We start from the raw sequence: 13,609 nt of genomic DNA, 5'->3' as shown, positions 1-13,609 counted from the left end.
TACGCCGGGTACGGCGTGTTCGTTTATCCAGGCCACACAGCCACAGCAGCCACCTCGCCGCCGGTCAACGACCCACGGGAACAGCAGAAGAGCCGACAGTCGCGCGGAGGGCCATCATGTCGGATATGGACTGTGGGGTTGAACGTCCTGGAGCCATGCGGGGCGCATCCCCCAAGAGTCCGCCGGCGTGCTGCCCCATTCGCAGGCCGGTCCGAGGTGATCGATCTCTAGAGTCGAGTTGTCAGGATCAGCCGCGTACAGTTCCAGATCTTCGGCGTAGCGGACAAGCAGCTGCGTCCAGGACGGGGCCAGCACGTCCCATGAGGCGCATTCGACGTCGACCCGAACCACTTGTCCGGGTGTTCCCCCCGGTGCCGGATCAGAGTCGAGCAGCCACTGCACGTCGCCATTCATGTCGCCCACGACCACTGCGCCCGGCGAGCCGATGATCGGCCGTACCGGCCCGTTCAGCCAGAGCATCTTCGTATCGGCCAGGTATGCCCAGACTTGGGGATCGTCCCAGTCCGGCTCCGGATGGTGGTTGTCGCGCCACATCCGGGTCATCTCGATGATCTCGTTGGTGTCGCAGAGATAAGTAAGCGGTACCGGGCTGGGCTCAGGGGGCGGCAGGGTCGGACCGGGGTAGGTTCCGTCGTGAATGCGGAGGCTAGCGCGGAAATCCCAGGGCAGTGGTATGGCCAAGGCGGCCTCTACCGCATCGATTTCCTGTACCGCGGCCTGCGCATTGAGGTGGTGCAGGGAAGCCGGCAGGACGCGACTCAGGCCGGCCTCGATCCGCGCCCACGCCTCGGCAACGCGCTTGTCGACGTCGGCTCCAGTGTCGTTCACGACACAGACTCTAGACATCGCCGCCTTTGTACCGGTACGGGCGTCCTCTGCTGCCGCAGACCGCGCGCTCATGCCGAAGAGCGGATGTCAGCTGTTGGGTGTGGCGCTAGGGTGCTCCAGCGCCCAGGAGCAGATGGCGGACAGCGGCTCCTGCAGGGTCTTTCCGAGGCTGGACGCGCTACTTCGAGTGAAGCGGACGGGCGACGACGATGACGACGGCTCGGGGTCGCTGGTGCCGGTGGCGTAATCGCCCGCTAATGGCCCGCCGGTGATGACGGTGATAAACGATCAAGGCCCAGCGTCGGGGATCATGTCCCTGACCTGGGCCTTCTCAGTGAGCGGGTGACGGGAATCGAACCCGCGCTGTCAGCTTGGGAACCAAGACGGACTCGGCCGTCCCTCTTCCTGACCTGGCGTTCGCCCGTCCCGTAAGTGACCGCGAGTACCCCTCAATGACCGCCCCTAATGGCACGCTAATGGCACGCGCTCGGTCCACTGACCTGGGCTCTCGTGCGACCTCGTCGCCTGCCGCGCCTCTCGCCTTGCCTCGTCTGAAGTCAGGTCGCGATGGTTCAGCCGACGACGCTGGGCCTACCCGAAGGGGCGACCGAGGGGAGTGGCCGGCGCCGTGGGCAACTTCCAGCCCGAGCGTCATCACTCCTGGGAGCCGCTGCCCGGTACAGGCGAACCCGCGCTCACCAAGGGCAGAGACAAGTCGCAACCGAAGGCCCCCGATAGTCTCGCCGGATATCTGCACCACCACCCTGGAGACGAAGTGTCCGACACCCCCGAGCAGTTCGATGACGACGATGACATGTTCCATAACCCCGACCTCGTGGAGCGGGACGGCCTGGTCGCCATCTGGCTGAACGTTGCCTTCGAGGAGGACAACAAGACCATCGGCTGGTACGACCACGATTACGAGGAAGGCTCGACCATCGGCCACCTACAGCCGATACGCGAGTTGCTGACAGGCTTCAGCTACTGCGAAACCTGGATCGATGCCGCGGTACAGGCTGCGGAGAAACTGGGTGTTACCGAGGCGTACAACGCCTGGATGCTGTTCGACCACGAGTACGCGGCTCCAGCGGGGCCGTTCGAGATAGCGACAGAAGAAGAGAGGGTCGACGACCTAACTCCTTACTACCTGGGCGCGTTCCACTTCACCCCCTGACCCGTACAGGCGCAGCTCGGCGCCGGGTTCGGGGTCGGAATCACCACAGCCTGGCGGTACGTCAACGAGACGGTGACGCTGCTGTCGGCCCGATCCCCCAAACTCAGCCGGGCGCTGGCCAAGGCCAGAAAGGATGGCCTGCTCTACCTGGTCATGGACGGCACGCTGATCATTGTCGTACCGGCCTCGTGGAGCCGGCCGTGGATAAGGTAACGCAGGATCGTCATGTTCGCCGGTCCGAGCCCGGTGCGGATCTTGTTGGCGTCCTCGCCGAAGGTGACGTCCCGGACGTGGTGCAGCACCTCGATGAAACAGCAGTGCAGGGAGGTCATCGAGGTTTGTCGGACTGGCCAGGACACCGACGACGGGCGTTGAGATTCATGTACGCCGCTGTGGTTTACTGTAACTCGTTGCTGTGCAGAAACGTTTCACTTGATCTCCGTTCACCGCGCCGGCTGGGTCCGGCTGTGAGAGGATAATCTTTATGGACTTTAATTTTCGCGCGGAGTTGGACCAATTGGCCGAGGAGATCCGGCGGGATCCCCTGCTGGAACTGATCGAGTTCGAGGTGGGCGACCCCGTCCCGGAAGAATCCATCAACGCTGCGGAAGTTCGTTTCGGAACGCCCTTACCAGCGCCGCTGCGCCGGTTCTACCGGTCGCTCGGCAGTGTCAGCCTCTACTGGTGTTTCAAATCAAGCCTCGACGAGCGAACCCTTCAACTCATCAGCGAATGGGATCCGTACATGATCCCGGCCCCCGGCGTCTTCGACGGCGCTGTCAGGATTGTCCCGCTGGAGGATTTGCTGTTTAGCGAGGAGTTCACAATGGAGCAGCTCGAATGGCAAGAAGGAGAATCTGAACCGGAGTTCGACTTTAATGGAACGGTCTATACCAACAGTGATTTCGGCCGTATGGTGCGGCATTTTGACGCGATCAACCTCTATTATGCGATGTCGTTCATCGTGCAGCCGGACCATGCAGACTGGAAGATGATGCTCCTCGGCGACCACTGGATCGAGTACGACAACTCGCGGGTGACCTATCTGGAGGACTACCTCAGGTACGTCATCGCGGCCCGGGGTTTGGTGAGCGCCCGAGTGGAGTTGTTCAGCGAGTACCGCGGAGACCTCCACGAGCCGCTGCGATACGACAACGCCGTCGTCGCCGGCACCTGAACCCGACCTTCGGCCAGACGAACATCGGCGACATCCGGGAAGAGGACGTTCGGAAATGGCGGACGTCTCGTCTCAAGGCGGGCCCCATGAGCAAGCCGTCCTTCGGGCCGGTCACGGTCGCCAAGGCGTATCGGCTGCTGCGCGCCATCCTCAACACGGCGGTCCGGGACAAGCGCATCAAAGAGAACCCGTGCCAGATACCCGGCGCCGACCGGGAGTCGAGCCCAGAGCGGCCCGTCCTGAGCGTGGCCGAGGTCTACCGAATCGCCGACGTCATCGCGCCGCGCTACCGGGCGCTCGTCCTCCTCGCGACTTTCGGCAATCTGCGCTGGGGCGAGTTGGCGGGCCTTAGGTGCATGAACCTCGACCTTGACGCCGGGACGGTCCGGGTGGACGAAACCGTCTATGAGTTGGGGCCGCTGGTGAAGGGAACGCCCAAGTCGGAAGCTAGCCGGCGCACGGTCGTCCTTCCCGACCTGATCATTCCCGACCTGCGCAAGCACCTGGACGAGTACGCCCAACCCGGCCCCAAGGGGTTCGTGTTCGTCGGCGTCCGGGATGGGCAGCTTCGGCAGAGCAACTTCTCCAGGATCTGGGCTCGGGCGCTGGAGAAGGCAGAACTGGAAGTCGGTGCGATCCACGTCCATGACCTTCGCCACACGGGCAACACCTACGCGGCCGAGTCGGGCGTCGCTGGCTGAGCTGATGAACCGGATGGGGCACTCGTCCACGCGGGCCGCACAGGTCTACCTGCACGCGCGGCAGGATCGTGACCGGGAGATCGCCTCGTCGCTCGACAAGATGGCCGCGCGGGAACTCAAGAAGAGCAAGAAGAACAAGAAGCGGCGCAAGCCCAAGGGAGTCGGGCACGTAGCGGGCACGGTGGCTGATGAACAGAAGAGGCCCAGAGTCAGTGATAAGTCACTGGCCTGGGCCTTCACCTTGGGAGCGGGTGACGGGAATCGAACCCGCGCTGTCAGCTTGGGAAGCTGAAGTTCTACCATTGAACTACACCCGCGTGGGCGGCCGGTGGGGCCGCCATGCTGTGGATACTGTACCGGATCGTTGGTGCGGGTTGGGTGGGATAGTTTTCTGGCGTGCTGCTCTCCGATCGTGACATCAGGGCCGAGCTCGAGTCCGGGCGGGTGAAGATCGACCCGTATGAGCCGGGGATGGTTCAGCCGTCCAGTGTGGACGTGCGACTGGACCGGTGGTTCCGGGTGTTCGAGAACCACAAGTATCCGCATATCGACCCGGCTGTGGAGCAGCCGGATCTGACCCGGATCGTGGAGGTGGACGCCGAGGAGGCGTTCGTGCTCCATCCGGGGGAGTTCGTGCTGGCCTCGACGTACGAGGTGTTCGGGTTGCCGGACGATCTGGCGGCGAGGCTGGAGGGGAAGTCCAGTCTGGGGAGGCTGGGGCTGCTCACGCACTCGACGGCCGGGTGGATCGATCCGGGGTTCGCCGGCCATGTGACGTTGGAGCTGTCCAATGTGGCGACGCTGCCGATCAAGTTGTGGCCGGGCATGAAGATCGGGCAGATGTGTCTGTTCCGGACGAGTTCGCCGGCGGAGTATCCCTACGGGGCGGAGCGGTACGGGTCGCGGTACCAGGATCAGCGGGGGCCGACGCCGTCGCGGTCGTACATGAACTTCCATCGTACGAAGGTGTAGAACGTGCTCGATTCGTGACCCCAACGTGACGAAACGCACCAAAAGATGAAACATGTTCTCTGAACGGGTAGTTTCGGGCGACGCACTGGTTTGGCGTCTGGTTGACGATCTCATTGCGTGAGGTCGCCGCGTCCGGGCGCCTGGACGGATAAGGCGACCCGTTTCCGCGCCTCACCCGGCCGTGGGAACCCGAAAGGAGATCGTGTCAGTACTCCGCGCGGAAAGCGTCACCAAACTCTTCGGCCGTAAGTCGGCCGAGGCCCAACGGAAACTCAAGGCGGGCGCCGATCTGAAGGCGATCCGCGACCTCGGGGTCACGCCGGCTGTGGTGGACGCCTCGTTCGAAGTCCGCGAGGGTGAGATCTTCGTGGTCATGGGTCTGTCGGGGTCCGGCAAGTCCACGCTGATCCGGATGCTGAACGGACTGCTCGGGGTCACCTCCGGGAGCGTCGAGATCGACGGCGAGGACATCGCGAAGATGCCGCCGAAGGCCCTGCGGGCGCTGCGGCAGAACAAGGTCAGCATGGTCTTCCAGCACTTCGCGCTCTTCCCTCACCGGACGGTTCTGGCGAATGCCGCCTACGGGCTCGAGGTCCGCGGCATCCCGAAGGAAGAACGTGAGAAGAAGGCCCGAGAGTTCCTGAGACTGGTGGGTCTCGAAGGCTGGGAGGACAAGGTTCCTCGTCAGCTGTCGGGCGGTATGCAGCAGCGTGTGGGGCTCGCCCGGGCGCTCGCCGCGGAAACCGACATCATCCTGATGGACGAGGCGTTCAGCGCGCTGGACCCGCTGATCCGCCGGGAGGTCCAGGACCTCCTGCTGGATCTGCAGGGACAGTTCGGCAAGACGATCGTGTTCATCACCCATGACCTGAACGAGGCCATGCGCATCGGGGACCGCATCGCGGTGATGCGGGAGGGCCGGATCGTGCAGATCGGGACGGCCGAGGAGATCCTCACCGACCCCGCCAACGACTATGTCGCGCAGTTCGTGGCGGATGTGGACCGTACCAGGGTGCTGACGGCGTCCTCGGTCATGGAGAAGCCGCTGGTCACGGTCCTGTCGACGACGGGGCCGCGGACGGCGCTGCGCACGATGCGCGAGCATCAGACCTCGGCGGCGTTCGTGATCGGGCGGGACCGGAAGCTGATCGGCCGGGTCCGCGCCACGGTGATAGCGGACGCGGTGCAGGACAACGTCCAGAAGCTCGACGGGCTGATCGATCCGGAGGATCCGGAGCCCGTGGCGCCCGACACCCCCGTCGCGGACCTGTTCGTCCGGTGCGCCGAGAGCGACCTGCCCGTGCCTGTCGCGGACGAGGACGGGACGCTGATCGGCGTGATACCGCGGGTGACGCTGCTGACGGCCCTCGGCGCGATCAACTCGACGGTGGACGAGGTCATCGACGACGGGCCGGAGCCGGAACTGGCGCTGACGAAGGAGGGCAGCGGCGTTGACGACTGACGTGCGCGCGATCGAGCTGCCCCGGGCGCCGGTCGGCGAATGGTTCGACAGCCTGGTGAGCTGGTGCACCGACAACCTGGGGTGGCTGTTCGACGGGATCGGTTCGGCGATCGACGCGTCGGTCGTGGGGCTGACGGACGCGCTGACGGTCCTGCCGCCACTGGCGCTGACGCTGGTGCTGGCCGTGCTGGCGCTGCTGGTGAGCGGCTGGAAGCTCAGCGCGTTCACGGTCCTCGGCTTCGTGCTGATCGACAGCATGGAGCTGTGGGAGGACTCGATGGACTCCCTGGCCCTGGTGATCGTGTCGGCGGTGGTGTCGACGGCGATGTCGGTTCCGATCGGCATCGCGGCGGCCCGCAACGATGTGGTGAGCCGCATCGTCCGGCCGGTTCTCGACTTCATGCAGACGATGCCGGCGTTCGTCTACCTGATCCCGGCGATCTTCTTCTTCAGCATCGGGGCCGTCCCCGGCGTGGTCGCGACGGTGATCTTCTCGATGCCGCCGGGAGTGCGGCTGACCGAACTCGGCATCCGCGGCGTCGACCCGGAGATGGTCGAGGCGGGCGAGGCGTTCGGCACCCCGCCGAACCGGATCCTGACCCGCATCCAGATTCCGCTGGCGATGCCGTCGATCATGGCGGGCATCAACCAGCTGATCATGCTGTCGCTGTCGATGGTCGTCATCGCGGGCATGGTCGGCGCCGGCGGTCTCGGTGGCGTGGTGCTGGAGGGCATCAACCGGGTGGACGTCGCCAAGGGCTTCGAGGGCGGTATCGCCGTCGTCATCCTGGCGATCTACCTGGACCGCCTCACCGGTGCCCTCACCCATGGCCCGAGCATGCTCCGCACGCTGTTCGCGCGCGGCAGGAACGGCCGCGGTACGGCCCACCGCGGTGCGGCGGCGCCGGTGGCGGACCCGGTGGCAGACCCGGCAGCCGGCAAGCAGCTCGTCGGCTGACGAACCGCTCCCCCCAATCTCTCTATACGCAGGTCAACGAAAGGACGGGAATGCGCTTCAAGTTCAAGGGTCTGGCCATCGCGGCGATGACGCTGACGCTGGGGTTGAGCACCGCCGCGTGCGGCGACTCCAGCTCCGGCGGGGGAGAGGCCGACAAGGACATCACGATCGGCATGGTCGCGGGCTGGGCCGAGGGTGAGGCGGCGACGCAGCTGTGGAAGAGGCTGCTGACCGACAAGGGCTACAACGTCGAGGTCAAGACCCTCGACACCGGGCCGCTCTACGCCGGCATGGCCAAGGGTGACGTCGACCTGTTCCTCGACGCCTGGCTGCCGGGCACCCACGAGGACTACTGGAAGCAGTACGGCGACAAGCTGGAGAAGGTCGGCGCGTGGTACGACTCGGCGCCGCTGACGATCGCGGTTCCGGAGTACTCGCCGCTGAAGTCGCTTGAGGACCTCAAGGGCAAGGGCGGCCAGTACGACGGCAAGATCGTCGGCATCGAGAAGAGCTCCGGCCTGTACCGGGTGTCGCAGGAGGAGATGCTCCCCGCGTACGGCCTGAAGGACGAGTACACGGTCGCGACGTCCTCGACGGCGGCGATGCTCACCGAGCTGAAGAAGGCGATCGACGCCAAGGAGGACATCGTCGTCACGCTGTGGCGGCCGCACTGGGCGTACTCGAAGTTCCCCATCCGCGACCTGCAGGACCCGAAGGGCGCCATGGGCAAGCCCGACGGCATCTACACGGTCGCCAGCAAGGGCTTCAGTGAGGAGCAGGCGGACGTCGCCGGCTGGCTCAAGAAGTTCAAGATGACCGACGAGCAGCTCGGGACTCTTGAGGACCTCATGGAGAACAAGCACAAGGGCAAGCCCGACCAGGCCGTGGACGAGTGGCTGAAGAACAACGCCTCGTTCGCGCAGTCCATGACGGGCTGACCGCCCGCCTTCAGGGGCGTCACGTCCCAAGGCGCCAGAGGGCCGTCCGGGTTTCCGGGCGGTCCTCTGCCTTTGCGCCCCCGCGGTGTCCGGACGGGTCCGCGGAGGCGTCAGTGTGCGAGGCCGACGATGAACAGGACGGCGGCCAGCCCGAGCCCGGTGGCGCACAGCGTCATCACGCGCGGGTGGACGCTGTGGGCCTCGGGCAGGATCTCGGCGGCGGACAGGTAGAGCAGGACGCCGGCGAACAGCCCGAGGTACGGCCCGAGGACGGCGTCCGGTACCTGCGCCAGCGTCCCCAACGCGGCCCCGGCGACGGGGGCGGCGGCGTCGGCGAGGAGCAGCAGGACGGCGGGCCGGCGGTCGCCCCGGTTCAGGGACGCGGCGGTGACGGTGTTGAACCCGTCCGCGAAGTCGTGCGCGACGACGGCGAGGGCCACGAGGATCCCCACGTCCGTCCCCGACTGGAAGGCGAGGCCGATGCTGAGGCCGTCGATGAGGCTGTGCGCGACGAGCGCGGACGCGGCGAGCAGCCCCGCCGGGCCGGCGGTGGGCGCGTGGCCGTGGGCGTGCACGTGCGGGGCGTACTCGTGCTCGTGGGCCCGGTGGATCGCGACGGCCTGCTCCACGACGTGCAGCAGCAGGAACCCGGCCGCGAAGCCGATCATGGGGGCGGGGACGCCGAACGGGCGGTGCCGCGTCATCTCCAGCGACTCGGGGATCAGGTCGAACGCGACGACGCCGAGCATCAGCCCGCCGGCCAGTCCGAGGACGAGGTGCCGGTTGTCGCGTACCCGCATCGCCGCGACGCCCCCGACGAGCGTCATCAGGAACGCGACGAGGGACACGAGGACGGCCATCCCTGGGTTCTACCAGGCCGACCCGTCCGGAACCGCTCCCGGCGCCCTGAAACGCGGCAGAGGCCCTGGTGCGGGGCATACCGCAGGCGCCTCCCGTCCAGGGCCTCTGAAAGACGGGCGACGAGAAGGACCCCCGGCCGAGGCGGCGGCCGGGGGTCCTTCCTTCGTTCGGTGTCCGCTACTCGGCGGCCACGGGCTCCTTCTCCGGGGCGGAGCCTTCGCCCTTGATGGAGCGGATCAGGAGCTGGGAGACGTCGACGACTTCCAGGGACTCCTTGGCATCGCCGGTGTTCTTCTTCTCGTTGATGGCGTCGCCCAGCATGACGAGGCAGAACGGGCAGGCGGTGGAGACGGTGTCGGGGTTGGTCTCCAGGGCCTCGTCCACGCGCTCGGTGTTGATGCGCTTGCCGATGCGCTCTTCCATCCACATCCGCGCGCCGCCGGCGCCGCAGCAGAAGCCGCGGTCCTTGTGGCGGTGCATCTCCTGGGTCTTGACGCCTGGGACGGTCGCCATGATGTCGCGCGGCTGCTTGTAGACCTTGTTGTGGCGGCCGAGGAAGCAGGGGTCGTGGTAGGTGATGTTCTCCTCGATCGGGGTGACCGGGGTGAGCTTCCCTGTCTCCACCAGGTGCGCGAGCAGCTGCGTGTGGTGGACGACCTCGTAGTTCCCGCCGATCTGCGGGTACTCGTTGGCCAGGGTGTTGAAGCAGTGCGGGCAGGTCGCGACGATCTTCTTGGCGCCCGCGTCGTTCAGCGTCTCGACGTTCTGCTGGCCGAGCATCTGGAAGACGAACTCCATGCCCAGGCGGCGGGCCGGGTCACCGGTGCACGCCTCCATGGGGCCGAGGACGGCGAACTTGACGCCCGCGATGTGCAGGAGTTCGGCGACGGCCTTGGTGGTCTTCTTGGCGCGGTCCTCCAGGGCGCCGGCGCAGCCGACCCAGAACAGGTACTCGGTGTCCTCGGGGAGCTTGTCGTCGACGACCTCGACCTCGAAGTCCAGCTCCTCGATCCATTCGAGGCGCTTCATCTCGGACATGCCCCACGGGTTGCCCTTGTTCTCGAGGTTCTTCAGCATGACGCCGGCCTCGGACGGGAACGAGGACTCGATCATGACCTGGAAGCGGCGCATGTCCAGGATGTGGTCGATGTGCTCGATGTCGACCGGGCACTGCTCGACGCACGCGCCGCAGTTGGTGCACGACCACAGGACGTCGGGGTGGATGACGCCGTCGTCGGCGACGAGTTCCTTGTCCACCTGCATGGCGAGCTTCTGCTCGTCGGTGAACTTCTCCCGCTCCTCTTCCGAGGCGGTCATGTAGGGCGCCTTGGCGAGCGCGTGGTCGCGCAGTTCCAGGATGAGCATCTTCGGCGACAGCGGCTTGCCGGTGTTCCAGGCGGGGCACTGCGACTGGCAGCGGCCGCACTCGGTGCAGGTCGCCATGTCGAGGAAGCCCTTCCAGGTGAAGTCCTCGATCTTGCCGCGGCCGAAGATGTCCTCGTCGGGGTCGGCCTCTTCGAAGTCGAGCGGCTTGCCGTCCGACATCATCGGCTGGACGGCGCCGAGGCCGTCGGGGCGGCGCTTGAACATGACGTTCAGCGGTGCCAGGAAGATGTGCAGGTGCTTGGAGTGGACGACGAAGACCAGGAAGACGAGCGCGACGCCGATGTGCAGGATGAGCCCGGCCGATTCGAGGATTTCGAGGGTGTCGTCGCTCATGCCCTCGAACAGCTTGCCGGTCAGGTGGGAGAAGTAGGCGGCCTTGTTGTAGCCGAAGTTGCCGCGGGCGACCTCGACGCCCCGGAAGAAGAACATCGTCCAGATCACGTTGAAGATCATGAAGAGCGTGATCCAGGCGCCGGACAGGTGCGAGCCCTTGAACCGGGACTGGCGGCCCAGCCGCTTCGGCGAGTTCTTGAACCGGATGAGGGTGAAGACGACCAGGCCGGTGAGGCAGGCGAGGGCGATGGTGTCCTGGACGAAGCCGATCGGACCCCAGGTCTGCAGGACGGGGATGTGCGCCTCAAGCCCGAACAGCAGCTGGACGGCCGCTTCCCCGTAGACGGTGGCGAGCAGGAAGAAGGCCCACATGACGGCGAAGTGCGCGGCGCCGGCGATCGTCCATTTCAGCAGCTTGCGCTGGCCGAGGACCTCGACGGCCTGGCCTTCGAGGGCCTTCTTGGGCTCCCGCTTGACCTGCAGCGTTCGCTCAGGGTCGGGCTGGCCGCTCTTGGCGATCTGGTACAGGAACAGCACCCGCCGACCGGCGAGCGCCAGAGCGACCGCCGTTCCGGCGAGCCCAATGACCAACGTGATCCAGAACACTGTTCCGTCCTCCTGGGGTACGGGCGATGGCAGTCAGCGTAGGGCTCGCGACGGACTGCGCTTCATCCGGGGCCCGAATACTACTCGGTAGTAGCTTATGCGTCACATGCGCAGGTCACCCACGCTACGGCCGTACGAGGCCATTTCACGCACCGCCCTGGTGTCACGCATCCCCATACCTTATGGATTTCATGCGGCGATGAGTATCGGGCGGTTCCCGAGTCCATATCACCGGGCGGCGGCCGTCCAGCCGGCATCCCGTCCAGCGGTACGCACCGAACCGTTCCAGGAGGATTCGAATGACCGCGATGCCCGACCTCACACCCGCCGCGCAGCGCCTGGCCGGCCTGCTCGCGGGCGTCCGCGACCACCAGCTCACCGCGCCGACGCCGTGCACCGGCACCTCGCTCGCCGCGCTCATCGACCACGTCAACGGACTGACCCTCGCCTTCACGTGGGCGGCCACGAAGGACTTCCCGGACGGCGCGTCGCCGCCGCCGTCCGCCGACGCGTCCGCCCTGCCCCCGGACTGGCGCGCCCGCATCCCCGAGCAGCTCGACGCGCTCGCCGCCGCCTGGCGCTCCCCGGACGCCTGGCAGGGCATGACCAAGGCCGGCGGCATCGACCTGCCCGGCGAAGACGCCGGCCATGTCGCGATGAACGAGCTGGTCGTGCACGGCTGGGACATGGCCCGCGCCAGCGGCCAGCCCTACGACGCCGGCACGGAGGAGATCGAGGCCTGCCTCGCCTTCGTCGCGCCGACCGTCGAGCAGAGCGGAGGCAAGGGCGTCGAGGGCCTCTTCGGTCCCGCCGTCGAGATCCCCGGCGACGCGCCCGCCGTGGACCGCCTCGTGGCCCTCACCGGCCGCGACCCGTCCTGGACCGCGGCGTCCTAGACCCTTTCGAAGACCGCGGCGAGGCCCTGGCCGCCGCCGATGCACATCGTCTCCAGGCCGTAGCGGGCCTCGCGGCGGTGCATCTCGCGGGAGAGGGTCGCGAGGATGCGGGCGCCGGTCGCGCCGACGGGGTGGCCGAGGGAGATGCCGGAGCCGTGGACGTTGACGCGGTCCCAGTCGGCGTCCTTGAGGCCCCACTCGCGGGCGACGGCGAGGACCTGCGCGGCGAACGCCTCGTTCAGCTCGACGAGGTCGATGTCGGCGAGGGTGAGCCCGGCCCTGTCCAGGGCCTTCGCGGTGGCGGGGACGGGGCCGAGGCCCATCGTGCGGGGCGGCACGCCGGCGCGGGCCCACGACACGAGCCGGACGAGCGGCCGCAGCCCCAGCTCGGCGGCGCGTTCGGGGGTGGTGACGACGCAGGCGGCGGCCGCGTCGTTCTGGCCGCTGGCGTTGCCGGCGGTGACGGTGGCCTGGTCGTCGGACCTGCCGAGGACGGGACGCAGCTTCGCCAGCCCCTCGGCGGTCGTGCCGGGACGCGGGTGCTCGTCGGTGTCGACGACCGTGTCGCCCTTACGCCCCCGGACGGTCACCGGGACGATCTCCTCGGCGAACACCCCCGACTCCTGGGCCGCGACGGCGCGCCGGTGCGAACGCGCGGACAGCTCGTCCTGCTCCTCGCGCCCGATGCCGTACTCGCGCCGCAGGTTCTCCGCGGTCTCCAGCATCCCGCCGGGTACGGGGTGGTTGACGCCGCCGGCGGTGACGCGGCCCTGGGCGAGCGCGTCGTGCAGTTCGAGGGACGGGCCGCGGACGCCCCAGCGCGCCTGCGTCGTGTAGAACGGCGCGTTGCTCATGCTCTCCGCCCCGCCCGCGATGATCACGTCGCTGACGCCGAGCTGGATCTGCATGGCGGCGTCCAGGACGGCCTGGAGCCCCGATCCGCAGCGCCGGTCGATCTGGGTGCCGCCGACCTCGATGGGGAGCCCGGCGTCGAGCGCGGCGACGCGTCCGATGGCGGGGGCGTCGGCGGTGGGGTAGCAGTGGCCGAGGACGACCTCGTCGACCGCGTCGCCGGGCAGGCCGGTGCGTTCGGCGAGCGCGCGGATGACGGTGGCGGCGAGCTCGACGGGCGGGACGGTCTTCAGCACCCCGCCGAACCGGCCGATCGGGGTACGCAGCGGCTCGCAGATGACCGCTTCACGCATGTTCGCTCCTCAACTCGGGTGCCGACGGCGGCGCTTCGAAGGTTACGGCCCGGCTCCGGGCAGGGTGTCGGCGGGCTTCCGCCCAGTGGAG

The 13,609-nt window shown here is 67.3% G+C and carries 13 protein-coding genes and 1 tRNA gene; 8 read left to right on the top strand and 6 right to left on the bottom strand.

Annotated features, from left to right (window positions below; all coding sequences use genetic code 11):
- Nucleotides 1-114 precede the first annotated feature (114 nt).
- Nucleotides 115-849, bottom strand: coding sequence for an SMI1/KNR4 family protein (locus tag ACGFIS_RS32605; RefSeq protein ID WP_392903297.1), 735 nt, complete (start codon nt 847-849; stop codon nt 115-117).
- A gap of 628 nt (nt 850-1,477) precedes the next feature.
- Between ACGFIS_RS32605 and ACGFIS_RS32600 the strand changes: the two genes are divergently transcribed.
- On the top strand, nt 1,478-2,023 hold the full coding sequence (locus ACGFIS_RS32600) for a hypothetical protein (protein WP_392903296.1): 546 nt from the start codon (nt 1,478-1,480) through the stop codon (nt 2,021-2,023).
- A gap of 143 nt (nt 2,024-2,166) precedes the next feature.
- Here ACGFIS_RS32600 and ACGFIS_RS32595 read toward each other — a convergent pair whose 3' ends face one another.
- Entirely contained in the window at nt 2,167-2,355 is a 189-nt protein-coding gene (locus ACGFIS_RS32595) for a hypothetical protein (protein ID WP_392903295.1), read from the bottom strand.
- Nucleotides 2,356-2,540: 185 nt separating this feature from the next.
- Between ACGFIS_RS32595 and ACGFIS_RS32590 the strand changes: the two genes are divergently transcribed.
- A complete protein-coding gene (locus ACGFIS_RS32590) occupies nt 2,541-3,200 on the top strand; it encodes an SMI1/KNR4 family protein (protein WP_392903293.1) in 660 nt (219 codons plus the stop codon).
- 86 nt (nt 3,201-3,286) lie between these two features.
- The gene (locus ACGFIS_RS32585) at nt 3,287-3,901 is read left to right on the top strand and encodes a tyrosine-type recombinase/integrase (protein WP_392903291.1); all 615 of its coding nucleotides are present in this window, start codon (nt 3,287-3,289) and stop codon (nt 3,899-3,901) included.
- 246 nt (nt 3,902-4,147) lie between these two features.
- On the opposite strand, the gene ACGFIS_RS32580 is transcribed toward ACGFIS_RS32585, so the two are convergent.
- Nucleotides 4,148-4,218: transfer RNA gene (locus ACGFIS_RS32580), tRNA-Gly, on the bottom strand.
- A gap of 79 nt (nt 4,219-4,297) precedes the next feature.
- Here ACGFIS_RS32580 and dcd point away from each other — a divergent pair.
- The 4 genes from dcd (at nt 4,298) to ACGFIS_RS32560 (ending at nt 8,231) form a co-directional block, all read left to right on the top strand.
- Nucleotides 4,298-4,873, top strand: a complete 576-nt coding sequence (dcd, locus tag ACGFIS_RS32575; RefSeq protein ID WP_392903289.1) for a dCTP deaminase — start codon at nt 4,298-4,300, stop codon at nt 4,871-4,873.
- A 202-nt stretch (nt 4,874-5,075) separates the two neighbouring features.
- Nucleotides 5,076-6,335, top strand: coding sequence for a glycine betaine/L-proline ABC transporter ATP-binding protein (locus tag ACGFIS_RS32570; protein WP_392973507.1), 1,260 nt, complete (start codon nt 5,076-5,078; stop codon nt 6,333-6,335).
- Complete coding sequence (locus ACGFIS_RS32565) at nt 6,325-7,293, top strand: ABC transporter permease (RefSeq protein ID WP_392903284.1); 969 nt, start codon at nt 6,325-6,327, stop codon at nt 7,291-7,293. The genes ACGFIS_RS32570 and ACGFIS_RS32565 overlap by 11 nt, the downstream gene beginning before the upstream one ends.
- Nucleotides 7,294-7,343: 50 nt before the next feature.
- Nucleotides 7,344-8,231 carry a glycine betaine ABC transporter substrate-binding protein gene (locus ACGFIS_RS32560; protein WP_392973505.1) on the top strand — a complete coding sequence of 296 codons (888 nt, stop codon included), beginning with the start codon at nt 7,344-7,346 and terminating at the stop codon, nt 8,229-8,231.
- 110 nt (nt 8,232-8,341) lie between these two features.
- Here ACGFIS_RS32560 and ACGFIS_RS32555 read toward each other — a convergent pair whose 3' ends face one another.
- On the bottom strand, nt 8,342-9,091 hold the full coding sequence (locus ACGFIS_RS32555) for a ZIP family metal transporter (RefSeq protein WP_392903279.1): 750 nt from the start codon (nt 9,089-9,091) through the stop codon (nt 8,342-8,344).
- Nucleotides 9,092-9,269: 178 nt separating this feature from the next.
- Nucleotides 9,270-11,417 carry a (Fe-S)-binding protein gene (locus tag ACGFIS_RS32550; protein ID WP_392973503.1) on the bottom strand — a complete coding sequence of 716 codons (2,148 nt, stop codon included), beginning with the start codon at nt 11,415-11,417 and terminating at the stop codon, nt 9,270-9,272.
- Nucleotides 11,418-11,716: 299 nt separating this feature from the next.
- Between ACGFIS_RS32550 and ACGFIS_RS32545 the strand changes: the two genes are divergently transcribed.
- A complete protein-coding gene (locus ACGFIS_RS32545; protein WP_392973501.1) occupies nt 11,717-12,313 on the top strand; it encodes a TIGR03086 family metal-binding protein in 597 nt (198 codons plus the stop codon).
- Here ACGFIS_RS32545 and ACGFIS_RS32540 read toward each other — a convergent pair.
- Nucleotides 12,310-13,518: an acetyl-CoA C-acetyltransferase gene (locus ACGFIS_RS32540; RefSeq protein WP_392973499.1), complete on the bottom strand. Its 1,209-nt coding sequence runs from the start codon at nt 13,516-13,518 to the stop codon at nt 12,310-12,312. The genes ACGFIS_RS32545 and ACGFIS_RS32540 overlap by 4 nt on opposite strands.
- Nucleotides 13,519-13,609 lie beyond the last annotated feature (91 nt).

Origin of the sequence: Spirillospora sp. NPDC048824 (genome assembly GCF_043198455.1) — a bacterium.
Taxonomy (GTDB): Bacteria; Actinomycetota; Actinomycetes; order Streptosporangiales; family Streptosporangiaceae; genus Spirillospora.
This window is presented reverse-complemented; position numbering and strand designations above follow the sequence as displayed.